This window comes from Streptomyces sp. 378 (assembly GCF_030124145.1).
Taxonomy (GTDB): domain Bacteria; phylum Actinomycetota; class Actinomycetes; order Streptomycetales; family Streptomycetaceae; genus Streptomyces.
The window spans coordinates 59,924-84,318 of record NZ_JASKMS010000019.1; the positions used below are offsets into that span (position 1 = coordinate 59,924).

At 68.9% G+C, this 24,395-nt stretch carries 24 protein-coding genes and 1 tRNA gene; 23 read left to right on the forward strand and 2 right to left on the reverse strand.

Features of this window, described 5'->3' with window-relative positions; all coding sequences use genetic code 11:
* Positions 1 to 131 precede the first annotated feature (131 nt).
* Positions 132 to 956 carry a protein NO VEIN domain-containing protein gene (locus tag QNO09_RS24415; protein ID WP_283972384.1) on the forward strand — a complete coding sequence of 275 codons (825 nt, stop codon included), beginning with the start codon at positions 132 to 134 and terminating at the stop codon, positions 954 to 956.
* A gap of 498 nt (positions 957 to 1,454) precedes the next feature.
* On the opposite strand, the gene QNO09_RS24420 is transcribed toward QNO09_RS24415, so the two are convergent.
* Positions 1,455 to 2,552, reverse strand: a complete 1,098-nt coding sequence (locus QNO09_RS24420; protein WP_283972385.1) for a DUF1152 domain-containing protein — start codon at positions 2,550 to 2,552, stop codon at positions 1,455 to 1,457.
* 143 nt (positions 2,553 to 2,695) lie between these two features.
* On the opposite strand from QNO09_RS24420, the gene QNO09_RS24425 reads away from it, so the two are divergent.
* The 14 genes from QNO09_RS24425 to QNO09_RS24490 all read left to right on the forward strand — a co-directional run bounded on the left by QNO09_RS24425 (position 2,696) and on the right by QNO09_RS24490 (position 12,428).
* Positions 2,696 to 3,436 carry a GntR family transcriptional regulator gene (locus QNO09_RS24425; protein WP_283972386.1) on the forward strand — a complete coding sequence of 247 codons (741 nt, stop codon included), beginning with the start codon at positions 2,696 to 2,698 and terminating at the stop codon, positions 3,434 to 3,436.
* Positions 3,437 to 3,724: 288 nt separating this feature from the next.
* Complete coding sequence (locus QNO09_RS24430) at positions 3,725 to 4,189, forward strand: ATP-binding protein (protein WP_261679809.1); 465 nt, start codon at positions 3,725 to 3,727, stop codon at positions 4,187 to 4,189.
* A 62-nt stretch (positions 4,190 to 4,251) separates the two neighbouring features.
* Positions 4,252 to 4,983: a GntR family transcriptional regulator gene (locus QNO09_RS24435; RefSeq protein ID WP_283972387.1), complete on the forward strand. Its 732-nt coding sequence runs from the start codon at positions 4,252 to 4,254 to the stop codon at positions 4,981 to 4,983.
* A 123-nt stretch (positions 4,984 to 5,106) separates the two neighbouring features.
* Positions 5,107 to 5,457 (forward strand): SCO3933 family regulatory protein, encoded by a 351-nt coding sequence (locus QNO09_RS24440; RefSeq protein WP_283972388.1) that lies wholly within the window; start codon positions 5,107 to 5,109, stop codon positions 5,455 to 5,457.
* 5 nt (positions 5,458 to 5,462) lie between these two features.
* Positions 5,463 to 6,836 carry an FtsK/SpoIIIE domain-containing protein gene (locus QNO09_RS24445; protein ID WP_283972389.1) on the forward strand — a complete coding sequence of 458 codons (1,374 nt, stop codon included), beginning with the start codon at positions 5,463 to 5,465 and terminating at the stop codon, positions 6,834 to 6,836.
* Between the two features lie 82 nt (positions 6,837 to 6,918).
* On the forward strand, positions 6,919 to 7,575 hold the full coding sequence (locus QNO09_RS24450; RefSeq protein ID WP_502962341.1) for a DUF2637 domain-containing protein: 657 nt from the start codon (positions 6,919 to 6,921) through the stop codon (positions 7,573 to 7,575).
* A gap of 18 nt (positions 7,576 to 7,593) precedes the next feature.
* A complete protein-coding gene (locus QNO09_RS24455; RefSeq protein ID WP_086560771.1) occupies positions 7,594 to 7,785 on the forward strand; it encodes an RING finger protein in 192 nt (63 codons plus the stop codon).
* On the forward strand, positions 7,785 to 7,976 hold the full coding sequence (locus tag QNO09_RS24460) for a mobile element transfer protein (RefSeq protein WP_261679804.1): 192 nt from the start codon (positions 7,785 to 7,787) through the stop codon (positions 7,974 to 7,976). The genes QNO09_RS24455 and QNO09_RS24460 overlap by 1 nt, the downstream gene beginning before the upstream one ends.
* 16 nt (positions 7,977 to 7,992) lie before the next feature.
* Entirely contained in the window at positions 7,993 to 8,187 is a 195-nt protein-coding gene (locus QNO09_RS24465) for a hypothetical protein (protein ID WP_261679803.1), read from the forward strand.
* 27 nt (positions 8,188 to 8,214) lie between these two features.
* Positions 8,215 to 8,472 carry a SpdD protein gene (locus QNO09_RS24470; RefSeq protein WP_283972391.1) on the forward strand — a complete coding sequence of 86 codons (258 nt, stop codon included), beginning with the start codon at positions 8,215 to 8,217 and terminating at the stop codon, positions 8,470 to 8,472.
* 131 nt (positions 8,473 to 8,603) lie between these two features.
* Positions 8,604 to 9,926, forward strand: coding sequence for a replication initiator (locus QNO09_RS24475; RefSeq protein ID WP_283972392.1), 1,323 nt, complete (start codon positions 8,604 to 8,606; stop codon positions 9,924 to 9,926).
* Positions 9,902 to 10,096, forward strand: coding sequence for a helix-turn-helix transcriptional regulator (locus QNO09_RS24480; protein WP_030246378.1), 195 nt, complete (start codon positions 9,902 to 9,904; stop codon positions 10,094 to 10,096). Before QNO09_RS24475 ends, QNO09_RS24480 begins: the two co-directional genes overlap by 25 nt.
* A complete protein-coding gene (locus QNO09_RS24485; protein ID WP_283972393.1) occupies positions 10,093 to 11,466 on the forward strand; it encodes a tyrosine-type recombinase/integrase in 1,374 nt (457 codons plus the stop codon). Before QNO09_RS24480 ends, QNO09_RS24485 begins: the two co-directional genes overlap by 4 nt.
* 107 nt (positions 11,467 to 11,573) lie before the next feature.
* Positions 11,574 to 12,428 (forward strand): nuclease-related domain-containing protein, encoded by an 855-nt coding sequence (locus tag QNO09_RS24490; protein ID WP_283972394.1) that lies wholly within the window; start codon positions 11,574 to 11,576, stop codon positions 12,426 to 12,428.
* Between the two features lie 219 nt (positions 12,429 to 12,647).
* On the opposite strand, the gene QNO09_RS24495 is transcribed toward QNO09_RS24490, so the two are convergent.
* Positions 12,648 to 12,719, reverse strand: a tRNA-Arg gene (locus QNO09_RS24495).
* Positions 12,720 to 12,834: 115 nt separating this feature from the next.
* On the opposite strand from QNO09_RS24495, the gene QNO09_RS24500 reads away from it, so the two are divergent.
* The 8 genes from QNO09_RS24500 to QNO09_RS24535 all read left to right on the forward strand — a co-directional run bounded on the left by QNO09_RS24500 (position 12,835) and on the right by QNO09_RS24535 (position 24,353).
* Positions 12,835 to 13,347, forward strand: a complete 513-nt coding sequence (locus QNO09_RS24500; protein WP_283972395.1) for a response regulator — start codon at positions 12,835 to 12,837, stop codon at positions 13,345 to 13,347.
* Positions 13,348 to 13,450: 103 nt separating this feature from the next.
* Complete coding sequence (gene nrtL, locus QNO09_RS24505; protein WP_283972396.1) at positions 13,451 to 14,782, forward strand: ArgS-related anticodon-binding protein NrtL; 1,332 nt, start codon at positions 13,451 to 13,453, stop codon at positions 14,780 to 14,782.
* A gap of 16 nt (positions 14,783 to 14,798) precedes the next feature.
* On the forward strand, positions 14,799 to 16,190 hold the full coding sequence (gene lysA / locus QNO09_RS24510; protein ID WP_283972397.1) for a diaminopimelate decarboxylase: 1,392 nt from the start codon (positions 14,799 to 14,801) through the stop codon (positions 16,188 to 16,190).
* Positions 16,191 to 16,344: 154 nt separating this feature from the next.
* Positions 16,345 to 17,637, forward strand: coding sequence for a homoserine dehydrogenase (locus QNO09_RS24515; RefSeq protein ID WP_283972398.1), 1,293 nt, complete (start codon positions 16,345 to 16,347; stop codon positions 17,635 to 17,637).
* A gap of 6 nt (positions 17,638 to 17,643) precedes the next feature.
* The gene (gene thrC, locus QNO09_RS24520) at positions 17,644 to 18,702 is read left to right on the forward strand and encodes a threonine synthase (RefSeq protein WP_283972399.1); all 1,059 of its coding nucleotides are present in this window, start codon (positions 17,644 to 17,646) and stop codon (positions 18,700 to 18,702) included.
* Between the two features lie 343 nt (positions 18,703 to 19,045).
* A complete protein-coding gene (thrB, locus tag QNO09_RS24525; RefSeq protein WP_283972400.1) occupies positions 19,046 to 19,975 on the forward strand; it encodes a homoserine kinase in 930 nt (309 codons plus the stop codon).
* A 402-nt stretch (positions 19,976 to 20,377) separates the two neighbouring features.
* Positions 20,378 to 22,429 carry a transcription termination factor Rho gene (gene rho / locus QNO09_RS24530; RefSeq protein WP_283972401.1) on the forward strand — a complete coding sequence of 684 codons (2,052 nt, stop codon included), beginning with the start codon at positions 20,378 to 20,380 and terminating at the stop codon, positions 22,427 to 22,429.
* Positions 22,430 to 22,565: 136 nt separating this feature from the next.
* Positions 22,566 to 24,353, forward strand: a complete 1,788-nt coding sequence (locus tag QNO09_RS24535; RefSeq protein WP_283972473.1) for a trypsin-like serine protease — start codon at positions 22,566 to 22,568, stop codon at positions 24,351 to 24,353.
* Positions 24,354 to 24,395: the final 42 nt, after the last annotated feature.

The following is a 24,395-nucleotide window of genomic DNA, read 5'->3' on the forward strand; positions in this document are numbered from 1 at the left end:
GGGGTAGCTGGCTGACCGCTGTACGAGTTGATCGGCTGCCTCTAGTGCTCTCAAGCATCCGACGATATCCGCCCCCGGGGATGGACGTTCGGAAGGCTCACCTATACCTCTGGCGTGGTTGCGGGGGTCCTATGGGTGACGTGCCGCAAATTCTTGACGTCTTGATGCAAGCGGGTCTTGTAGAAACTGAAGAGACATGGCTTCGCTTGACCAAGGCTGGCCGCAAAGTAGCCACTCAAGATCATCGTACGGGCGGTAAATTCTTGGGCTTGGCGCTGGTGCGGTCTGGAGTGTTTGCCGCCCAGGCCAGTCGACTTCTAGAGGTCAGCGCAATAAATGACGACCAGTCTCTGGTCTGCCCAGCAGAAGTGGCGATCAAGGTTGCACCTCAACTGATTGGTGTTCTGCGCCGTTTCGGGCAACCTGTCTCGCTGGCAGATGAATTGACAGTGTCCGCCGAATTGGTTACTGAGATCGGCGATGTTTGGTCGTTGCTACCGCCGCCCTCCGTGCCTGAAGTGGATCATCGAAAGGATATGGGTAACAGGGGTGAAATTTTCAGCTACCGGTATTGCCGAAGCAAGGCTGATGACCCCGGAAAGGTGCGTTGGGTAGCGAGAGATGATGAGTCATTGGGTTACGATATTGAAGACCTAAACTTTATGCCGAAGCGTCGAATCGAGGTAAAAGCTAGCGCCGAGAAGGTGGTGCGCTTCTTCCTTAGTCCCAACGAATTGGAAGTGGCTCGCCGGTGTGGATCCGATTATGAAGTGCATTTCTGGGGTGGGGTGTCATTGAAGGCGCCCCTTAAGGAGGAGTACGAAAGGCTGGCAAAGGATGGTTATCCCTTGATATTTCGCGGCCTCAATGACCTGTTGGTCTCCGGGCGCCTCTCTGCGGTCCCAACGCAATATCTGGTGACTGCCTCGGATGGTTCGGGTCCTAGCGGCCGGTAGGCTGAAAAGCCCTGTATGACTCCTGTCTATCCGTCAGCGATTGCCCTACGCTTCGCGGTCGGTGGAGCGGCTTTGGGCTGGAGTTTCAATGACCGAGTCAAGGCCGCAGGGTGCCCCCTCTGCCGGTGCTTCGTCGAGGAGATCGTCTGTGCCTCAGCCGACGAAAGCCAGCCACGACGGCGGGCACGCCGACCGATCAGGCGCGCGTGTGTCTCGCTGCACTCCCACCGGCCTCAACCACGTTGCCAAGTCTGTGACGTCGAGTTGAGTTAGGCCGTCTGCGTAGGCGGTGTGGGGGTGAAGGCTCGGTACCGCGGAGCCGACCGCCCCAGCCACGACGTACCCCTTCTCTGCCCCCAGGTGGCGAATCGCTCTAGTGAGCGCGGCACGGGCGCCGGCCGGGCTGGAGCGGGGCGGAGACAGGAGCGCAGGCCCGGTCGGGGGCCGGGCCGCGCGCGGGGAGCGGAGCGAGCCGCCTTGAACCCGTAGAGAAGGTTGTTACTCAGAAGTGGATGTGATGCGCCACAAGGGCGCCTCGTACTGCTCCGGATGGCTGCTGATCAGCAGTTGGCGTAGGTCCTCGCGTAGTGAACCGTTGAGGTTCAACGCCTCGGTGATGCGGCGGAACGTTGTGTGGGTAACTCCGCGGTTCCGGGCCCCGGCTTCGAACTGGTCGAGCTGGGACAGTACGGCCTCAGGGGCGAGCTGCACCGGTGGCTGGTCTTTGAGCCATGCGGCCTTGTTGCGCTCGTAGTCGATTTCCGAGTAGCCGCAGATCTCACGGCTGTGTGCCTCTGCCTCGTCCAGGGAGGCGGTCGTCAGGATGGCGCGGGCCAGCTGGTTGCGGCTCAGTGCCTCGTCCAGGTCAACCTCATGGACGGTGGGGCCTTCGTCGGTGAGGGGGACTGGGAGGCCGACGTCTCGCATCTCGCATGTGCCGCGTACGCCTCGGGCTGTCGCTGCCAGCATTCCGGTTGCCTCGGACGGGTGCCACTCCAAGACCGAGCTGATCGGCTCAACGTCCTTCGCGGTGAAGGTGTGGACGAGCGGGCCAAGCATGTTGTGCAATTCGTCGAGAGGTAGTTCACCGTCAAGTCCGGGTCCTGTCACCAGGAGACGGATCGTTGCGTTCACCTGGCAGCACGCAGCGAGCGTGACGGCGTCGGCAAGCGGGCTCTTCAGCGTCGGCTCGTCGCCTCGGGCGAGGATGTCGCCGCCCACGTCCAGGAGGTCGATCGACTCCGGAGCCAAGTGTCCTACCAGCTCTTCGAGTTGGTGTGTGATGCCCTCGACTCCGTGGCGCGGGTCGATCAGTGCGATCGTGTGCGGGAGCTCCGCCGCGAGTCGTGGGAGGGTGGAGCCTGCCGGAGCGATCGGGCGGGCCTCGGCCGGCACTGCCCGGACAGCTGGGGTGAGCGGTTTGAGGCCAGTGAAGTTATCTGGGCTTCGGGGGCCCGGCACTGGGTCGATCAAAAGGCGGTCCCACGCGTACGTGAGGATCACCGCCTGGTCCTCGTCGCCGTAGAGGGCGGCGTGAAGCATTGCGGCGGCGACTGCGTCGCCCCCTCCTCCTGCTGCGACGATCAACCGCTTCATGCGGTTCAGCCTACGGGGTACGGGGTTGACCACTCACCCTATAGTGGCTAGAGGCCATAGCCACTTGTATCGAGAATCGGCCTCAGGCCGGTAGCGGGGTTTCCGACTACTCACCTGGAGCCCACGTTGGGTGAGGAGGACTGATGCCACAGATCGAGGAGGCTCAGCCGAAGTATCTCCAGATCGCGCACTACATCCGCGATCAGATTCTTCGGGGTGACCTGCGGCCGGGGGACGAGGTCCCGTCTGAACGGCAGTTGGCGGCGGACTGGAAGGTGTCCCGGCCCACGGCTGCACGGTCGTTGGAGGCGCTGAGCCACCAGGGGCTCGTCGAGAAGCGTCAGGGGTCGGGTACGTACGTGCGGAGCCTGGAGGTCAACCGGCGAGCGCGTGAGTTGTACGGGCGGGCTCGGCAGACCGGCAAGATCTACACGCCCGGTGAGTACGCGGTGATCACCTCGACCGGTTGGATGGAGGCGCCGGCTCACGTTGCTGAGGGGTTGGGCCTGGTCAAGGATCGTCGCGCTGTGCATCGGCGGCGCGTGACCAACAATCAGGACGGGCCGATCACGCTGTCTACCTCGTGGTTCGCTCCGGATGTCGGCCACCGTGCGCCGAAGCTGCTTGAGCCGGAGCGCATCCAAGAGGGAACGCTCATGTACGTCGAGAACATGACGGGGCGGCAAGGCAGTTACGCGGAGGATCGCATGTGTGCGCGGGGTGCCACCGAGGAAGAAGCCGTGGACCTTCAACTGGAGCCCGGCTCGGCCGTCCTGATCGTCCACCACGTCGTCTTCGACCTCCAGGACCGGCCGTTGGAGTTCGCCGAAGCCACGTACCCGCCGCATCGCTGGGCTTTCGAGCAGGGCTACCCGCTCACCTGATGGTGCGGTGAGGTCCCGCTAGTTACGGCGAACGGGTTGCGGAGTCGAAGTGGCTAATGCCACTATCCAGGAAGTGGCTAAGGCCACTTGGGCTGGAAGGGGTCACGGGTGACGAGTCAGCGGCCGGACGAGGGTGCGCGGTTAGCTTGCCGGGGTTGTCGTGGGCGCGGTTGGAAGCGCGTCGGCTCCCGTACGGCTCTGGCGCTCTCCACGGCCAACGATCGCCACCGTGTCACATCGAAACGGCGCTGCCTCGACTGTGACGGCAGCGGCAAGGAGTGAGCGCGGATGGCCTACACGATCGACCGCTTTCCTTCTGAGGAGTGGCCGCGACTCGGTGCCATGACTTTGCACCCAGTCGCGGAGTCCGTGCCTCGGGCTCGGTACTGGTTCCGGAAGTTCCTCGCCCCGTACAACCCGTCCTGCTCGATCGACGACTGCGCGCTGATGATTTCCGAGCTGGTCACCAACGCCATTCTCTATGGGCGGGCGGATGAGTCCTGGGTGGTGCGCGTTGAGTGGTTTCGCGTGGAGACGTCGCTTCGGATCGAGGTGCACAACCCGGGCTTCCCTGCGAACGTTCAGATGCGGCGGCCAGACGCCAACGACGCCCACGGTCGCGGCCTGCTCCTGGTCGACTCCATCGCCGAGTCGTGGCACTCCGGGCCTAGCCGCTTCGGTGGGACGATGGTCTCCTGCGACGTGGCCGGCGCGTGGCCGTCCAGCGAGGGCTTCACTCCGATCCTGTTCTGACGCTCCAGTTGTCGCTAGTCTGGTTGACCAGTTGACTTGGCCAATCCCGACAGGCGGCGTTCATGGCGTATGAAGTGGCGGCACCGAAGTATGTGCGCCTAGCTCAGACGATCCAGCGCCGCATCGAGGACGGCACGTACCCGCCCGGCACCCGGGTGCCCAGCGAAAACCAGTTGGTGCAAGCCTTCGGGATGTCCCGTCCCACCGTCGTACGGGCGCTGGAGCTGCTGAAGCGCGACGGCTGGCTGGAGTCCCGGCAGGGGTACGGCACGATCGTCCGGGGGCGTCCGGAGGTTGTGGAGCAGAGAGGTCGGCGGGGGCTAGAGGTCCTGGAGCGCGACGAGTCGCAGGCCCCGGGGCGCCTGGTGGAGGTCGGCGAAGTCCCTGTTCCGGAGCGGGTCGCCTCTGCGCTCGGGCTCCCGAAGCGGGCCGAGGTCCTTATGCGTCGCTTTCTGGTGGAGGAGGACGGCGAAGCGGTCGAGTTGGTCTCGTCGTACTTTCCCGCCGGCCTGGTCGAGGGCACCGAGTTGGCGAGTGCGGAAGCCTTGAGCGGCAGTGTGCGCGAGCACGTGGAGGCCCGGCAGAAGGTCCGCTTTGACCATGTGACGGAGCGGATCTCGGCTCGACTGGCGGAGAGTGGCGAAGCTGAACTTCTGGGCGGCCTGCCGAACGGTGTGCCTGTGCTCAGCGTCTTGGTCATTGCGTGCGATGTCTCCGGGCAGGCGCTGCAAGTCTCTGAAGTGCTGCTTCCTGCTGATCTGCATGAGCTCGAAGACACCTACCGCTTGAACTGACGCCTGATCCAGGCGAGTTCACTCGGAACTCCACTTGACAAGTCAACCTGTCATCTCTAGTTTTGAACTTGCTAAGTCAACTTGTCAGGTGGCGAGTTGATCGACCCAGAAGGAGAAATCTCTGTGCGTGTGATCCGCATTGACGCCTCGACCGCCACGATCCTGCTCACCGAAGCTCCGGCGCCGAAGGTCCGCGACCGGCAGACCGGTGAGATCGCCAAGGATGCCGTGAGTGGCGAGGCACTGATGACGATCGGCGTGGTCTACATCGAGGAGGGAGAGTCGTCGCTGATCAAGGTCACCGTTCCCGAGAGCGGTGTCTCTGAAGGGCTGACGCTCGGGGCTCCGGTCGCGCTGCCGGGGCTCGTGGCTCGGCCGTGGGAGAGCGTCTTCAACGGTCAGCAGCGGCACGGCATTGCCTACCGGGCCACCGCTGTGGCTCCGGGCGCCTTTCCGATGGCTGAGGCGGGCTGATCGCCGTGACGGACCTGGTGACGTGGGCCGAGCTGGGCGGATCGCTCGCTGCGATAGGCGGCGCGGCCTACGCCCGGCACGCTCACCCGGCCGCGTACTGGTCAACGGTCGGACTGCCGGTCTCGGTGGCCCGGCTGCTGGCCTCGTACTCCTCGACCATGGACGCGTGCGGTCTGACGGTCGAGCCGTCCCGGTGGCGGGCACTGGCCGTCAAGGCGACCACTCGCCGTGAAATCCGTCCGGTGCCCCCTCGTCGGGGCATGATCCGGCCCACCTCGACCGGTCTGCGGCTCCGGCTTCGGCTGGCTCCGGGGCAGGAACCTGCGGACGTGGCGGCCTCGGCCGAACGGCTGCGCCATGCCTGGGGCGTTCACGCCGTGTACGTCCGGGACGTGAAGCCCGGAGTCGTGGAACTGCGGCTCGTCGGCTTCGACGTTCTGCGGAAGGTGCGGATGCCTCGACGGACCGTCTCAAGTCCGCTGCGAGTGCCGGTGGCTCTGCGAGAAGACGCCACTGCCTTTGTTCGGGACTACCGGGCCGTACCTCACGAACTCGTGCTCGGCGCCACGTTGTCGGGCAAGTCCATGTTCCTGCGGAGCCTGATTGCCGCGCTGGCCGCTCAGTCGGTGGCGCTCGTGGGGATCGACTGCAAGCGCGGTGTGGAGCTGGCGCCGTTCGCGCCCCGGCTCTCCGCGCTGGCGACCGACCCGGAACAGGCTGCCGAGCTGCTGCCCGTGCTGGTCAAGGAAATGGAGGACCGCTACGACCTGATCAAGGCCCGGCAGGGCATCGCACCAGGTACCCCGGACGAGGAGATCACCTCGGACATCTGGGGCCTGCCTGAGCAGGAACGCCCCGCGCCCATCGTGCTGTTCGTCGACGAGGTGGCCGAACTGTTTCTCGTCGCCACAAGGAAGGAGGAAGAGCGGCGGGACGAGATGGTCACCCAGCTCATCCGCCTCGCCCAACTCGGCCGCGCGGCCGGCATCTACCTGGAGGTCTGCGGGCAGCGTTTCGGAGCCGAGCTCGGCAAGGGCGCGACCATGCTCCGGGCCCAGCTCACGGGTCGGGTCTGCCACCGTGTCAACGACGAAGCTTCCGCCAAGATGGCGCTCGGCGACATCGCCCCTGAAGCGGTCTACGCGGCCTGCTCCATCGCCGCCGAGCTGCCCGGCCTCGCGGTCGTAGGTGACACATCCGGCGGCTGGTCCCGCATCCGAACCCCGTACCTGTCCCTCGCCGACGCTGCGGCCACCTGCCGCGAGACGGCACACCTCGCCCCGGAAGTACCGGCGCTCACGCCCTTCCGGCCGTACGTCCCGCCCGTGCCAGTGAAGGAGCCCATGCCCGTGGCCGCTCCTGCGCCGGTCACCGAGTAACCACCCCGATCCCACGGTCGGCGCGGCCGTCCCGCGCCAAGTCCCTACCCCGCCCATGCCTGCAACCGGAAGGAGTCGCGCCGTGCGCACCCTGCCTGTCCGCGTTGACGCCGTGCTCGTTCAAGCAGTGATCGCCGCCGCGCTGTCCTTCGCCCACCTGCACGACCTCGCCTCAGCGGCCGGACAGGACGGCTGGAAGGCGTGGGCCTATCCGGTCTCCGTCGATCTGCTGTTGGTGGCTGCCTGGCGGCGGCTCCGTTCCGGTGAGGCGAAAGCGGCCGGGTGGTGCTGGTTCCTCGTCGCGCTGGTCGCGTCCCTCGGCGCCAATGTCGCCACCGCCGGACTGCTCGACCTCGACGACGTACCGGCCTGGCTGCGCATTCTCGTCGCGGGCTGGCCCGCGGTCGCCTTCCTCGGCGGCACGCTCCTTACCCACGGATCGCCGAAGTCGATCGAGACTCCGGCGACGACACCCGAGCCGCCCTCGACGGATACAGCCCCCGAACCCACTCCCGCAGAAGCCGAACCACCCACAGCAGCGGCCGTACTGCCCGCCGCCGAGCCGAAGTCGGGTCCGCCGTCGCCGTCCCCGGCACCGCCCGCGCTCGTCGCCTTGGCCCGCAAGGTCGCCGACGAACACCGCACCCGGACCGGAACCGACATCGACACCTCGACACTTCGCGCCCGGCTCGGTGTCCCGATGCCGCTCGCCGAAGCCATCGCTACCCAACTCACCTGACCCGGAGGACTTTCCCCCTTGCGTCCGTCCACGCTCCGCGCGCTGAAGCGCGCCGCCGAGCTGACCCGCCAGAACCGACTCACCGAAGCCGTGCTGATCGCAGAGCCCGTGATCCTCGCCGCCGACAGCTACGAGGGCGACGAGATCTTGCGCTGGCTCGCCGACCACGTCACCGACTTCACCGGCGAAACCGAAGAGGAGACCACCTGATGCCCTCCAACCGCCGCTTCCGCAAGGTCGTCCGCATCGGCCCCGTCCAGGTCGCCACCTACTACGACGGCCGGGGCCGCGAGAAGCACACCGCCGCCTGCACGGCTCCGCGCTGTGGCTTCTCCACGGACTACGACAGCCGCGCCGCCGCCGAGCTGGCCGCCCGCACTCACCGCTGCTCCGTCCGCTGACCGCCGAGGAGATCCCGTGACCGTCTCACTGCCGCTCGTCTTCGTCCTGGGCGTCATCGCCTGGGCCGCGATCAAGTTCCTCGGCATCCGTCTCTGGGTCGCCGTCGTGATCGCACTGTTCGGCTTCTGGCTCTCCTACACCTTCCTCGCCCCTGCCATCGAGTCCGGCACCCGCTCCGGGGTCGACGTCGTCAACGGCACCCGCGACTGAGAACCCGCGACCGACAGGAGACCTGCCATGTTCCGCCCCAGGCTGCCCGACACACAGCACGTCCCGAGCATCACCACACACATCCCGCAGAACCACGCTCCGGCACTCTCCGCCGGCCGTCCGGTCGCCCCCTACGTCGGGGTCGGCGTCGGTGCGGTCGCCGCCGTGGTCGTCGTCGGCGTCGTCCTCACCGCGCTCCTGGCGGCGGTCGCTATCTCGGCCGTGTCCGTGGCCATCGCCGCCGTCGTCCTGCGCTCCCTGATCACTGGCGCGAACAAGCGCTGACCGGCCGCCGGGGCGGCAACAAGCCGCCAAGCATCCCGCCGCCCCGGGGCCGTCCCTCCCAACTGCCAAGACAGCCGAAAGGAAGACCCATCATCACCCGGCAGACTCCGCCCCCGCTGGCGGAACTCTCCATGCTGGCCTCCCTCGGCACCATGTCCGAACTGGCCCGCCAACTCTCCGGCCTGGGCGGCTGCACGCACCCTGTGCGCCTCGACGGCCACCGCACCGAGTACGAGGTCAACACGGCAACCGGCGAGATCGGCAACGTCCTGCACCACCTGGACTCCGCCAACCTCCCCGCCGGCCGACTTCTCGTCCGCTGCAACAACCGCCGTGCCACCCGCTGCGCCGCCTGCGCCGAGACCTACCGCCGCGACACCTACCACCTGATCACCGCCGGACTGCGGGGCGGCAAAGGCACCCCCGAACAGGTCGGCACGCACCCGCGCGTCTTCGCCACCTTCACCGCCCCGAGCTTCGGCCCGGTCCACAACCGACCGTCCAGCGGCCGGAAATGTCGCTGCGGCACGCGCCACTCCGAGTCAGACTCCGCCCTGGGCACACCGCTCGACCCCGAGAGGTACGACTACGAAGCGGCCGTGCTCTGGAACGCCCACGCAGGGGCCCTCTGGCGCCGGTTCTCCATCTACCTCCGCCGTGAGGTCGCCAAGCGCGCCGGGCTCACCCAACGCGCCTTCGCTGACCACGCGCGCATCTCCTTCGCCAAGGTTGCCGAGTACCAGAAGCGCGGCGCCGTCCACTTCCACGCGGTCATCCGCCTCGACGGACCGGAAGGCGGCGACACATCGCCTCCGGCCTGGGCGACGGCCGAGTTGCTGACGGATGCCATCCGCGCCGCGACCACCGCCGCACGCGTCACCGGACCGGAGGTCGACGGCCGGTCTCACACCTTCACCTTCGGCCGCCAACTCGACGTCCGCACGATCCGCTCCGCCGACTTCGACGACGGCCAGGAGCTGACCGAGCGTGCCGTGGCCGCGTACATCGCCAAATACGCCACCAAAGGTGCGGAGACCGCGACCGGCACTCTGGACCGCCCGCTCCGCTTCCTCGCCGAGCTGGCACAGGCCCGGATCAGCGACCATGCCCGCCACATGATCCGCACCGCCTGGAGCCTCGGCGCACGCCCCGAACTGGCAGACCTCCGGCTGCGGGCCTGGGCCCACATGCTCGGCTTCCGCGGCCACTTCTCCACCAAGTCCCGCCGCTACTCCACCACCCTCGGCGCTCTCCGTGACGCCCGGGCCGAATGGCGCCGTGCCCAAGCGGTCTCGGCCACCGACCTGAATGAGGGCGAAACCACGCTCGTCCTCGCCCACTGGGTCTTCGCCGGAACCGGCCTGAGTAACGGCGAGGCCTGGCTCGCTGCGTCCCTCGAACCCGCCGCCGGAACGGAAGGAGAACCGACATGGACGCCCGCCGCGACGAGCTGATGACCGTTCGCCAAGTCCTGGATGAGCTGGGCGGTGTCTCCCGTCGGACGTTCTACCGCTGGCGAGAACTGGGGTACGGGCCAGCCGCATTCAAGCTGCCCAACGGAGAGCTGCGGGTTTGGCGGAGTGACTTCAACACATGGCTGCGACAGCTGGAGGAAGCGGCGTGAAGTCTCTCGATGTGAAGGTCTGGGGAGTCCGTAAGCGGGACACCAAAACGCCCTCGTATGGTGTCCGCTGGTCCGTCGCAGGCAATGTCTTCTCGGAGTCCTTCCGCACCAAGGCACTCGCCGACCACTACCGCACGAAGCTCATGCGTGCCATGCGCGACGGCGAGGAGTTCGACACGGAGTCGGGGCTCCCGGCCTCGATGGAAGAGAAGAAGTCAGCCGTGTCGTGGTACGCCTTCGCCCTCAGGTACCTCGCCATGAAATGGCCTCATGCCGCCCCCAACACACGGGACGGCATCAACGAAGCCCTCACCAGCGTGACGCTGGGACTCCTCGACGAGCGCGCCGGACGACCATCCGACGAGGAAATCCGCAGAGCACTGCGAAACTGGGCCTTCGTTCTGCCGGGACCCGATGAACGAGAAGTTCCGGACGACGTGCGGAACGTTCTCCACTGGGTGTCCAAGGCATCCCGGCCGCTCGCCGATCTCGCTGAAGCGGCCACGGCTCGCACGGTTCTGGACTCGTTGAAGCTCAAGCTCGACGGCACGGCAGCAGCGGCGGAGACCGTGCGGCGCAAGCGTCGGACGCTTGTCAATGCCGCGAACTACGCCGTCGACCTGGGGGAGCTGCGTGAGAACCCCATCACGGCTGTCCGCTGGCAGAAGCCGAAGGTGTCCACCCAGGTCGATCCGCGGGTTGTCGCCAACCCGGAGCAGGCACGGAACCTCCTGGCGGCGGTTTCCTACGTGGGCGGGTACCGGCGTGCTCGTGGTCGTCGCCTCGTGGGTCTGTTCGCTGCCATGTACTTCGGTGGCCTGCGGCCGGCGGAAGCGGTGGGCCTAGTCGAGACGGACCTGAAGCTTCCCAAGCAGGGCTGGGGCTCGGCGCTGCTCCACCGGACCCGTCCGTCTGTCGGCAAGCAGTGGACTGACTCGGGGAAGACCCATGACGACCGCGGGCTGAAGAACCGGCCGACCGAGGACGTGAGGCGGGTGCCGATCCCGCCTCACCTCGTAGCCGTGCTCCGCGAGCACCTGGCCACCTTCGGCACGGCGGACGACGGACGGCTGTTCTTCAGCGAGAAGGGCTCGGTCGTCCCGTCCTCGACCTACTACCGCGTGTGGCAGGAAGCTCGGCTCCTCGCGCTTCCACCGGCCGTCGCGGCCTCGCCGCTCGCGAGTCGGCCGTACGACCTCCGGCACTCGGCGCTGTCGACGTGGCTCAACGCCGGTGTCGACCCCACCGAGGTGGCCGAGCGCGCCGGCAACAGCGTGGAGGTCCTGCTGACCCGCTACGCCAAGTGCCTCGACGGGCGGCAGGACGTCGCCAACCGGCGCATCGAGGACCTACTTCGCGAATACGAGTGAGGCGCGCTGCACTCCACCGAGGCCCCGGGCATCTTGTCCGGGGCCTCTCTCGTCTTGAGCCCTACCTGCTGCGACGCTTTCGAGTGGAGATCAGACGAGGGGGGCTCGTGGAGCTGAAGGTCACGCGCTGGAAGCGGTACGGACATGATCGCCTGTACGCGAACCTGCCGGATGGCACTGCTGTTGGCTGGGTGGACGTGAGGACGGGGGACATTACGGTCTTGGTCCCCGAGTATCGCGACGACGTGATCGTCGTGTTGACGCACCACTTACGGGACAGTCCTGAGCCGGTCTCGCCACAGGAGGCGTTTGAAGCTGAAGCCCGCCCGTTGCTGCCGCCTCTGACGCCGGCAGACGACTTGTCCACCAACCGTCCCGGTGAATCCCTCCGTGATCTGCTCGCCGAGTCCGGCCCAGGCCTCATCGAGCGAGTCGTCTCATTGCTTCTGCGGCGCCCCACGGAGTGGGACTCGTGGCGTAAGGGTCTGGCGGGGGAGAGGAGAGTGGGAGCCGAGCTGAACCGCTTGGCGCGGCGCGGGTGGCGGGTCTTGCATTCCATCCCGCTCGCCAACAATGTGGATGTCGATCATTTGCTGATCGGGCCCGGCGGGGTATTCAGCATCAATACGAAGCACCACCACAACAGGGCCGTATGGGTCGGCGACGATGCTGTGAAAGTCGATCACGGAAAGCCGGCGCCCTACGCACGTAAGAGCCGAGCGGAGGCCAAGCGAGTCGTCCGGGTGCTTGAGCACTACTGCGACTTTCCCGTGCCGGTCGAGCCAGTACTTGTCTTTGTCGGCGTCGCCGACCTCAAGGTGGTTGCCACGCAACTCAACGTCCGGGTGTACCAGGAGCGCCAAGTATCGGCTCTGGCCCCGCTCTCAGGGGTGCTGACCGCCGAGCAGGTAGAGCAGGTGTACAGCGTCGCTCGCCATCGCCAGGCCTGGAGCAAGGCTTGAGCCCGTGTCCCGCAGAGGGGTGCCGGGCGTTCCCCTGGCTACTGCGGGCTCCCGTCCTTTTGCGGACGTCACCTGCGGCGATGCTCCAAGATCCCGTCCACGCCTCGTCCACAGCCCCCGACATACGGCCGCTCCGGGCCGCACACGCCTGCACATACGCGAAGACCCCGCACTCAGCGTTTCCGCTGATGACGGGGTCTTTAGGCACCTCATACAGGGTGCCCCCGGCAGGATTCGAACCTGCGCACACGGCTCCGGAGGCCGTTGCTCTATCCCCTGAGCTACGGGGGCGTGTTCGTCGCGTTGCTCGCGGCGACGGGTAGAACACTACCAGCTCCCTCGGGGTGGTCATGAACGGGTTTCCGCTGTCAGGGGCAGGGGTGCGGGTCGTTCGTGCGGGGTGGAAGTGGGGAAAACCGGGACGCGATGGCCGGGGCCGACCTACTCTCGAGTTGTGCCAGGCGCGTCGGGCCGGGTGCTTGTTGTGGACGACAACAAGGTCATCCGGCAGTTGATCAGGGTCAACCTCGAGCTTGAGGGGCTGGAGGTCGTGACCGCGGCCGATGGTGCCGAGTGTCTCGAAGTCGTGCATCAGGTGCGGCCCGATGTCGTGACCCTCGACGTCGTCATGCCGCGACTGGACGGGCTCCGGACCGCCGCTCGGCTCCGGGCCGATCCGCGGACCCGGGACGTGCCCCTCGCCATCATCAGCGCCTGCGGCCACCATGAGATCGAGGCCGGGCTCGAGGTGGGCGTCGATGCCTTCCTCGCCAAGCCCTTCGAGCCCGCCGAACTCGTGCACATGGTGGGAAAGTTGGTCGAGCGGGCCCGAGGCGGGGGCCGGGAGTGCGGCGGTGGTCCCGGCGTCGGCGGCGATGGCGCCCAGGTGAAGGAAGTGGATCTGCCCGCCGTGCCGTAGGCGGGTGGGACCTCCGCAGCCCACAACGGGCGTCGCGTCCATATCGCGGACCGTGCCGAAACCGGCTCGCATACCCACCCCCTTCCTCCCATACGCTTGTCCCGTGACCCCCGTCGAGCTCTCCCGCACCGTGCTGCACGCCGTGCGTCGCGCTGTCGACGAGGGCGAGCTCAGCGTGACCGTGCCGGAGCGGGCCGTGGTCACTCCGCCCGGCCCCGGGGGCTGCGGCGACTACGCCACCAGCATCGCCCTCCAGCTGGCCCGTGCCGCGGGTGAGCCGCCGCACCGTGTGGCCGAGATCCTGCGGGCGCGGCTCGTGGACGAGCAGCGCATCGACGACGTCGTCGTCACCGGGCCCGGGTTCCTCAACTTCAGCCTCGAGCGCACCGCCGCCGCCGACCTCGTCGAGGAGATCCTGCGGCGCGGACGGTCCTACGGCCACGCCCGGGAGTTCAGCGGGAACATCGTCCGGCTCCTGTGCCCGGCGGAGGTGCGTGCCCTTGTCGTCGCGGACGCCGTCGCCCGTGTGGTGCGCAGCCAGGGTGATGCCGTTCGTGTGGAGTGTGAGGGACGTCCCGCCCCCGAGTGGGAGTCCCTCGTCGGCGCGGACGCCGTCGCCCCTGTGGTGCGTCCCGCCCCTGTGCGGGAGTCCGTGCTCGCCGTGGACCGCGGCGCCGGTGAGCGGCCCCACGCGCTCGCCGACCGCCCCGTCACCGACCACCCCCGCACCGTCCGTCCCGTTCCCGCCCCCACGGATCCCGTGCCCCTCGGCCGGGATGCCGAGCGCCCCGTCACCGTCCGTCCCGTTCCCGGCCCCGTGGATCCCGTGCCCCTCGGCCGGGATGCCGAGCGCCCCGTCATCGACCGCCCCGTTCCCGGCCCCGCGGATCCCGTGCCCCTCGGCCGGGATGCCGAGCGCCCCGTCATCGACCGCCCCGTCACCCTCCGCCCCGCCCCCGCCCCCGCCGACCCCCTGCTCCTCGGTCGGGACGCCGGCCGCTGGGCTCTGCTGTACCCCGCCGTCCATGACCGGCCCCGGATCCCCGGGGATCACCTCGTCCAGCGGGAGAGCAATCCCCTCTTCCGCGTCCGGTACGCCCACGCCCGCACCCGGGCCCTCCTGCGCAACGCCGCCGACCTCGGCTTCCACCCCGAGCCCGGTCCCGTGAGCGAAGCGGAAGCGCTGCTCGCCGTACTCGGCGATCATCCCCGCGTGCTCGCCGCCACCGCCACGCATCACACCCCCGACCGCCTGGCCCGGCACCTCCTCGCTGTCGCCGATGCCGCGATGCCCCTGTTCCCCACCGTGCTGCCCCTCGGTGAGGAGAAACCCTCGGCCGCCCACCGTGCCCGGCTCGCGCTCGCCGAAGCCGCCGGGACGGTGCTGGCCGGCGGCCTGTCCCTGCTCGGCATCGACGCTCCCGACCATCTCTGAGAGACACGTACAGATCATGAGCCGTTCCGCACACCCCGCCGGGCCCCGTCACGCCGATGTCCTTCCCGAGGGCCACTACTCCGCTCCGCCCGCCGACCTCAACGCGCTGGACCCCAAGGTGTGGGCCCAGACCGTGGCGCGTGACGAGGACGGTGTCGTGACCGTCGGCGGGATTCCCGTCACCCGGCTCGCCGAGGAGTTCGGCACCCCCGCCTACGTCCTGGACGAGGCCGACTTCCGGGCTCGCGCGCGGGCCTGGCGCACCGCCTTCGGGGCCGACGCCGACGTCTTCTACGCCGGCAAGGCGTTCCTCTGCCGTGCCGTCGTGCGCTGGCTCGACGAGGAAGGGCTGAACGTCGACGTCTGCTCCGGCGGTGAGCTGGCCACCGCCCTGTCCGCCGGCTTGCCCGCCGAGCGCATCGCCTTCCACGGCAACAACAAGTCCGTCGACGAGATCGCCCGGGCCGTGGAGGCCGGTGTGGGGCACATCGTGCTCGACTCCTTCCAGGAGATCGTGCGTGTCGCCCACATCGCGCAGGGCCTCGGGAAGCGGCAGAAGGTGCTCATCCGGATCACCGTCGGTGTCGAGGCGCACACCCACGAGTTCATCGCCACGGCCCACGAGGACCAGAAGTTCGGCATCCCGCTGGCCGGCGGGCAGGCCGCCGAGGCCGTGCGGCGGGCGCTGCAGCTCGACGGTCTGGAGCTCGTCGGCATCCACAGCCACATCGGGTCGCAGATCTTCGACATGTCCGGGTTCGAGGTCGCCGCCCACCGGGTGGTCTCGCTGCTGAAGGCCGTTCGCGACGAGCACGGCGTCGAGTTGCCCGAGATCGACCTCGGCGGCGGTCTCGGCATCGCGTACACGAGTGACGACGACCCGCGCGAGCCGCACGAGATCGCGAAGGCACTCACCGAGATCGTCACGCGCGAGTGCGAGGCCGCCAGGCTCCGCACGCCCCGTATCTCCGTCGAGCCGGGGCGGGCCGTCGTCGGGCCGACCGCGTTCACGCTGTACGAGGTCGGCACCGTCAAGCCGCTCGACGGGCTGCGCACCTACGTGTCCGTCGACGGCGGCATGTCGGACAACATCCGCACCGCGCTGTACGACGCCGAGTACAGCGTCGCGCTGGTCTCCCGCACCTCGGACGCCGAGCCGATGCTGGCCCGCGTCGTCGGCAAGCACTGCGAGAGCGGGGACATCGTGGTCAAGGACGCGTTCCTGCCGTCCGACCTGGCGCCGGGTGACCTCGTCGCGGTACCGGCCACCGGCGCGTACTGCCGGTCGATGGCCAGCAACTACAACCACGTGCTCCGCCCGCCGGTCGTCGCCGTCGACGGTGGCGAGGCCCGGGTGATCGTCCGCCGGGAGACGGAGGAGGACCTGCTGCGTCTCGACGTCGGCTGAGTGAGCAGGCGTGAGCGACGGGCGGCGGAAGATCTCCTGCCTGTCGCCCCCGCGAAATGAAATTGATGTCTCACGATCCGGACCGGGGGCAGAAACCCCCGTCCGGTGAGTGAGACTGGTGGCACCGTAGACGGTGAAGAGGAAACGAGGTCGGATGATGCGTACGCGTCCGCTGAAGGTGGCGCTGCTGGGCTGTGGAGTGGTCGGCTCAGAGGTGGCGCGCATCATGACGACGCACGCCGACGACCTCACGGCCCGGATCGGGGCCCCGGTGGAACTCGCGGGCGTGGCCGTACGGCGGCCCGACAAGGTGCGTGAGGGCATCGCTCCCGAGCTCGTCACCACCGACGCCACCGCCCTCGTCAAACGCGGCGACATCGACGTCGTGATCGAGGTCATCGGCGGCATCGAGCCCGCCCGCGGCCTCATCACCACCGCCTTCGAGCACGGCGCCTCCGTGGTCTCCGCCAACAAGGCGCTGCTCGCCCAGGACGGGGCCGCCCTGCACGCCGTCGCCGGGCAGCACGACAAGGACCTCTACTACGAGGCGGCCGTCGCCGGTGCCATCCCGCTGATCCGGCCGCTGCGCGAGTCCCTCGCCGGCGACAAGATCAACCGGGTGATGGGCATCGTCAACGGGACCACCAACTTCATCCTCGACAAGATGGACTCGACGGGCGCCGGGTACCAGGAGGCCCTCGACGAGGCCACGGCCCTGGGCTACGCGGAGGCCGACCCGACCGCCGACGTCGAGGGGTTCGACGCCGCCGCCAAGGCCGCGATCCTGGCCGGTATCGCCTTCCACACGCGCGTGCGCCTCGACGACGTCTACCGCGAGGGCATGACCGAGGTGACCGCGGCCGACTTCGCCTCCGCGAAGGAGATGGGCTGCACCATCAAGCTGCTCGCCATCTGTGAGCGGGCCGAGGACGGGCAGTCCGTCACCGCGCGGGTGCACCCCGCGATGATCCCGCTGAGCCACCCGTTGGCCTCCGTCCGGGGCGCCTACAACGCCGTGTTCGTCGAGTCCGACGCCGCCGGGCAGCTCATGTTCTACGGCCCCGGAGCAGGCGGTTCCCCCACTGCCTCGGCCGTGCTGGGCGACCTCGTGGCCGTCTGCCGCAACCGGCTCAGCGGCACGACCGGACCGGGCGAGTCCGCCTACGCCGCGCTGCGGGTGTCCCCGATGGGTGACGTGGTCACGCGGTACCACATCAGCCTCGACGTGGCCGACAAACCGGGTGTTCTCGCCCAGGTCGCGACCGTCTTCGCCGAGCACGGAGTCTCGATCGATACGGTTCGCCAATCGGGGAAGGACGGCGAGGCCTCCCTCGTCGTCGTCACGCACCGCGCGTCCGACGCCGCCCTCACCGGGACCGTCGAGGCGTTGCGCAAGCTCGACACCGTGCGTGGTGTCGCCAGCATCATGCGGGTTGAAGGAGAGTAACCAGCAATGACCCACCAGTGGCGCGGAATCATCGAGGAGTACCGGGACCGGCTGCCGGTATCCGACAGCACGCCGGTCGTGACGCTCCGCGAGGGCGGCACGCCCCTCGTGCCCGCGCAGGTGCTCTCCGAGCGCACGGGCTGCGAGGTCCACCTCAAGGTGGAGGGCGCGAATCCGACCGGTTCCTTCAAGGACCGCGGTATGACCATGGCCATCACCCGGGCCAAGGAGGAGGGCGCGCAGGCCGTCATCTGCGCCTCCACCGGCAATACCTCGGCCTCCGCCGCCGCGTACGCCGTGCGGGCCGGGATGGTCTGCGCCGTGCTCGTGCCGCAGGGCAAGATCGCGCTCGGCAAGATGGGCCAGGCCCTCGTGCACGGCGCGAAGATCCTCCAGGTCGACGGCAACTTCGACGACTGCCTCACGCTCGCGCGCGGTCTGAGCGACAACTACCCCGTGGCGCTGGTCAATTCCGTCAACCCGGTACGTATCGAGGGTCAGAAGACGGCGGCTTTCGAGATCGTGGACATGCTCGGTGACGCGCCCGACATCCACGTCCTGCCGGTGGGCAACGCGGGCAACATCACGGCCTACTGGAAGGGCTACAAGGAGTACGCCGCCGACGGCATCGCCTCCCGTACCCCCCGCATGTGGGGTTTCCAGGCCTCCGGCAGCGCCCCGATCGTGCGCGGCGAGGTCGTCAAGGACCCCTCGACCATCGCCACCGCCATCCGCATCGGCAACCCGGCCTCCTGGCAGTACGCGCTCGCCGCGCGGGACGAGTCGGGCGGTTCCATCGACGAGGTGACGGACCGTGAGATCCTGCGCGCCTACCGGCTATTGGCGTCGCAGGAGGGCGTCTTCGTCGAGCCGGCGTCCGCCGCGTCCGTCGCCGGTCTGCTGAAGGCGGCCGAGCAGGGCAAGGTCGACCCGGGGCAGCGCATCGTGTGCACCGTCACCGGCAACGGGCTGAAGGACCCCGACTGGGCCGTCGCCGGTGCCCCGCAGCCGGTCACCGTACCCGTCGACGCGGCGACCGCGGCGGAGCGCCTCGGCCTGGCCTGACGTGCGGGTATGCACCGAGCGCCGGTGCTACGCCCGGCACGGTCCGGCGTAAGACGGCGCTCGCCGGGGGAGGTTCCCTACGGGGGGTGCACAGGGGGCTTACGACACGCATCGTGCGCCTCCTGTGCGCCCTATGTCGCCACAGAACCTTCCTTCGATAGGCTGTACTGAACCCGCCCGCCGCATATGCCTCCGCAGGGAGCACGGTGCCGTGCCGTCTCCGCGGCCGGGACAACGGCCGGCCACCGCGGCCGGGCAGCGGCCCCCAGGGTTCTCGTACGGCATCGAATGTCCACTGAACGTCATTCGACAATCACCGCAGCTCAAGGAGAGTCATCGAGCGATGGCCGGTCCAGCGTTCCGTGCCGCCGCCGTCCGGGTGCGCGTCCCCGCCACCAGCGCCAACCTCGGCCCGGGCTTCGACGCCCTCGGCCTCGCGCTGGGTCTGTACGACGACGTGGTCGTCCGGGTGGCCGACTCCGGGCTGCACATCGACATCGCGGGCGAGGGCAGCGAGACCCTCCCGCGCGACGAGCAGCACCTTCTCGTACGTTCCCTGCGCACCGCGTTCGACCTGCTGGGCGGGCAGCCGCGCGGTCTGGAGATCGTCTGCGCCAACCGCATTCCGCACGGCCGGGGCCTCGGCTCCTCGTCGGCCGCCATCTGCGCCGGGATCGTCGCCGCCCGCGCCGTGACGATAGGCGCCGACGCCAAGCTCGACGACGCCGCGCTGCTGGAGCTGGCCACCGAGATCGAGGGCCACCCCGACAATGTCGCGGCGTGCCTGCTCGGCGGTTTCACGCTGTCCTGGATGGAGGGCGGCGCGGCGCGCGCGATCAGGATGGAGCCCTCGCATTCCATCGTTCCGGTGGTTTTCGTTCCCGGAAAGCCGGTCCTCACCGAAACCGCGCGCGGGCTGCTCCCGCGCACCGTGCCGCATGTCGACGCGGCCACCAACGCCGGCCGGGCCGCCCTGCTCGTCGAGGCCCTGACACGACGCCCCGAACTGCTGCTGCCCGCCACCGAGGACCGTCTGCACCAGGAGTACCGCGCCCCCGCCATGCCCGAGAGCGCGGCACTGGTGGAGCGGCTGCGGGGCGACGGCATCCCCGCGGTGATCTCCGGGGCCGGACCGACGGTCATGGCGCTGGCCGACGCGGACACCGCCGACAAGGTCGAGGCCCTGGCGGGCGCGGACTGGGCCGCGAACCGGCTGCGCCTCGATCAGCAGGGCGCGAGCGTCCTGCCGCTCGCGACCCCCGGTGACATCTGAAAGCGCGCGATTGCCGGATTTCGAGAGGGGGAATGTTTGTTGGATCCGGTAGTGTTAACCTCAAGTCTGCACCCGACCCCACCATGGCGAGGTGCCTCGTGTCCCCGTCCGGGACAGACATTCTTCCGGGAGCCCCCCAAACCGCACTGTGTTCCGTACGTCGGACCGTACGCCGTACAAGGACATTGAGCGGGGCGCAGGGCATGCTCCGGAACCGGTGCGACCACGCCGCGTGACACTGACACTGGGTGCCACGGCTCAAGGAAGCGCCATCACCAGATTCCTCCGCCGCTTAGGCGGACCACCGCCCCGGCACGGTTCACACCACACGGACCGAAGCCGGACAGCACAACCGGTCGCCGAGCCAGACAGGCCGACGTCCGCTCCAGGGAAGGACCCTTCGTGAGCGACACCACCGATCTGATGGGCGCACGTGTCGAGGAGACCGCTGCCGCGCCCGCCACGGACGCCTCCGCGCCTGCCAGCGGTGCCGGCTCCCGGCGGCGCCGTGGCACCGGCCTCGAGGGCATGGTGCTGGCCGAGCTGCAGCAGGTCGCATCCGGCCTCGGCATCAGGGGCACCGCGCGTATGCGCAAGAGCCAGTTGATCGAGGTCATCAAGGAAGCGCAGGCGTCCGGCGGCGCCGCTCCGGCCGCCAAGGCCGACGCCCCCGCCGAGACCAAGCCCAAGCGCCGCGCCACCTCGCGGACCCGTACGGGCGACAACGCCGAGAAGGCGGACAAGAAGGCGGACGCGAAGGAGGCCTCCCAGGCCCCCGCGGACAAGGCCGACAAGGCCGTCGCCCAGCAGCAGATCGAGATCCCCGGCCAGCCCGCCGGAGGCGCCTCCCGGTCGAGCGAGAACGAGCGCGGAGGAGACGACGCGCCCGAGCGCCGCCGTCGCCGGGCCACCGCCGAGGCCGGAGCCCCGGCTTCCGCCACGGAGACCGTCGTCGCCGAGGCGAAGAACGACTCCAAGGCCGAGACGCAGTCGCCGCAGCAGTCGCAGAGCAACGAGGCCAAGTCCGACGCCGGTGACGGCGAGGGCCGTCGCCGCGACCGCCGCGACCGCGGGCGGGACCGTGACCGGGACCGCGACCGCGACCGCCGCGGTGGCAAGGGCGACGACCAGCAGGGCGGCCAGCGCGGCCAGCAGCAGAGCCAGGGCGGCGGCCGTCAGGACCGCGGCCAGCAGCAGCCGCAGGACGACGACGACTTCGAGGGCGGCCGGCGTGGGCGTCGTGGCCGCTACCGCGACCGCCGGGGCCGTCGTGGCCGCGACGACATCGCCTCCGAGCCGCAGATCAACGAGGACGACGTCCTGATCCCCGTCGCGGGCATCCTGGACATCCTCGACAACTACGCCTTCATCCGCACGTCCGGCTACCTGCCCGGCCCGAACGACGTGTACGTCTCCCTCGCCCAGGTCCGCAAGAACGGCCTGCGCAAGGGCGACCACATCACCGGTGCCGTGCGCCAGCCCAAGGACGGCGAGCGGCGCGAGAAGTTCAACGCGCTGGTGCGCCTGGACTCCGTCAACGGCATGGCACCCGAATCCGGGCGCGGGCGACCGGAGTTCAACAAGCTGACGCCGCTGTACCCGCAGGACCGCCTCCGCCTGGAGACGGACCCGGGCGTCCTCACCACCCGCATCATCGACCTCGTCGCGCCGATCGGTAAGGGCCAGCGCGGTCTGATCGTGGCCCCGCCGAAGACCGGCAAGACCATGATCATGCAGGCGATCGCCAACGCGATCACCCACAACAACCCCGAGTGCCACCTGATGGTCGTCCTCGTCGACGAGCGTCCGGAAGAGGTCACCGACATGCAGCGGTCGGTGAAGGGCGAGGTCATCTCCTCGACCTTCGACCGCCCGGCCGAGGACCACACCACGGTCGCCGAGCTCGCCATCGAGCGCGCCAAGCGCCTGGTGGAGCTGGGGCACGACGTGGTCGTGCTGCTCGACTCGATCACCCGCCTGGGCCGTGCGTACAACCTCGCCGCCCCGGCCTCCGGCCGCATCCTGTCCGGTGGTGTCGACTCGACCGCCCTGTACCCGCCGAAGCGCTTCTTCGGTGCGGCCCGCAACATCGAGGACGGCGGTTCGCTGACCATCCTCGCCACCGCGCTGGTGGACACCGGGTCCCGCATGGACGAGGTCATCTTCGAGGAGTTCAAGGGCACCGGCAACGCGGAGCTCAAGCTCGACCGGAAGCTCGCGGACAAGCGCATCTTCCCGGCGGTGGACGTCGACGCGTCCGGCACCCGCAAGGAAGAGATCCTGCTCGCCCCCGACGAGCTCGCCATCGTCTGGAAGCTGCGCCGGGTGCTGCACGCCCTCGATCAGCAGCAGGCGGTCGAGCTGCTGCTCGACAAGATGAAGCAGACGAAGTCGAACGCCGAGTTCCTGATGCAGATCCAGAAGACCACCCCGACGCCGGGCAACGGCGACTGAGGCAGGTCGATCCGGTAGGAACCGCACAAGAGGGCCGCTCCCGAACCGGGGCGGCCCTTTGTGCTGCTGGTGTGCGGGTAGGATCACGCTCTCTTCGAACTTGTGATCCCGAGGGGGGACATACGTGGGTACACCCATGCCCGGGGGCGGTCGGCACAGACGCCGGATACGCATCGCACTGCCCGTCGCCGCGGCCGGTGTCGCCGCCGCCGTGGCGGGCGCGCTGCTGACGACGTCCGCCGGTGCGGCCACCCCGCTGCCGCAGCCGACGGTCAAGCCCGTCACCAGCTCGCCGTCGCTCGCCGAGCTGGAGAAGCGCGTCGCGGGCGCCATGGCCGGTGACGACGTCGCCGGCAGGACGAGCAAGGCCGCGCTCACCGCGGGCACCGTCGCCGGCAGCATCGACCCGAAGGTCATCGGTGGCAACGAGACCACCATCAGCACGGCACCGTGGATGACACAGCTCCACTACTACGACGACCGGGGCACCTCCACCACCGGCGACGACATCGGCTTCTTCTGCGGCGGCGCCGTCGTCGCGCCGACGAAAATCCTCACCGCCGCGCACTGCGTCAAGGGCTACAACTGGAAGGCCAACGGCGCCGTCGTCACCGGCACCGCCCAGCTGCCCTCGGCCGACGGCACCGACCTGCACGGCGGCACCGTCACCGGCGTCTGGCGGCAGTGGAACCACCCGTCGTACAGCGCGACGACCATCGACAACGACATCGCGGTGCTGACCCTGCCCGTCCCGGTCAAGGCCACCCCGATCCGGATGACCACGTCCGGCGACACCACCTCGTACAAGGCCGGCACCAGCGCCAAGGTCTACGGCTGGGGCCGCACCAGCTCCACCAGCGAAGACATCTCCGAGACGCTGAAGACGGCCACGCTGCCCATGCAGTCGGACACGACCTGCTCCGGCGCGTACGGCAGCGACTTCGTCAAGGGCCACATGGTCTGCGCGGGCAAGCCCGCCACCGGCAGCGACGCCGGCACCGTCTCCGCCTGCAACGGCGACTCCGGCGGCCCCCTGGTCGTCAACAACCGGATCGTCGGTGTCGTGTCCTGGGGCGTGACGGACTGCGTCGCGAAGGGTGCCTACAGCGTCTTCGCCAAGGTCAGCTCCTACGTCGGCGCCGCCTACCCGCGCCTCGACGACACCAACATCAGCGGCGACCACAAGGCCGACCTCTGGGTGCGCAAGGCCTCCACGAAGACCGGCTACTCCAAGGACTCCAAGGGCACGTCGTTCGCCGCCCGCCAGTCCTGGGGCGACTGGAACGGCGTCAACGTCGTCCTGCAGACGGACCTCGACCGCGACGGCTACCAGGACCTGGTCTACCGGCGCAGCAGCGACGGCGACGTCTTCCGGACCCACTACGTCATCTCCAGCGGCACCTGGTCCACCAAGCGGATCGCCGACAACTGGAAGAGCCGCACCCGCATCATCACCCCCGGTGACGTCACCGGCGACTACCTGCCCGACCTGCTCTCGGTCGACTCGGCGGGCGCCCTGTGGATCTACCCGGGCAAGGGCAACGGCACCTTCGCGCCCCGCGTGAAGGTCGGCACCGGCTGGAACCAGTACAACTCCGTGCGCGGCAAGGGCGACTTCAACGGGGACGGCAAGACCGACCTGATCGCCCGCAGCAGGTCGGGCAGCTACCTGTACCTCTACAAGGGCACCGGCAAGGCCGGCTCGGGCGCCTTCTCGGCCCGGGTCAAGGTGCGCACGTGGGGCGGCTACAACGCCTTCGACGCGCCCGGGGACGTCACCGGCGACGGCAAGGCCGACTTCCTGGCCCGCACCCCCGGCGGCACGCTCTACCTGTACGCGGGCACGGGCAAGGGGACCAGCGAGATCTTCGCCACAAGGAAGTCCGTCGGCACCGATTTCAAGCAGTACGACATCTTCGGCTGAAACCGCAGGTGAGCGGGGTTCACCCCGCAGTGACGAACACGC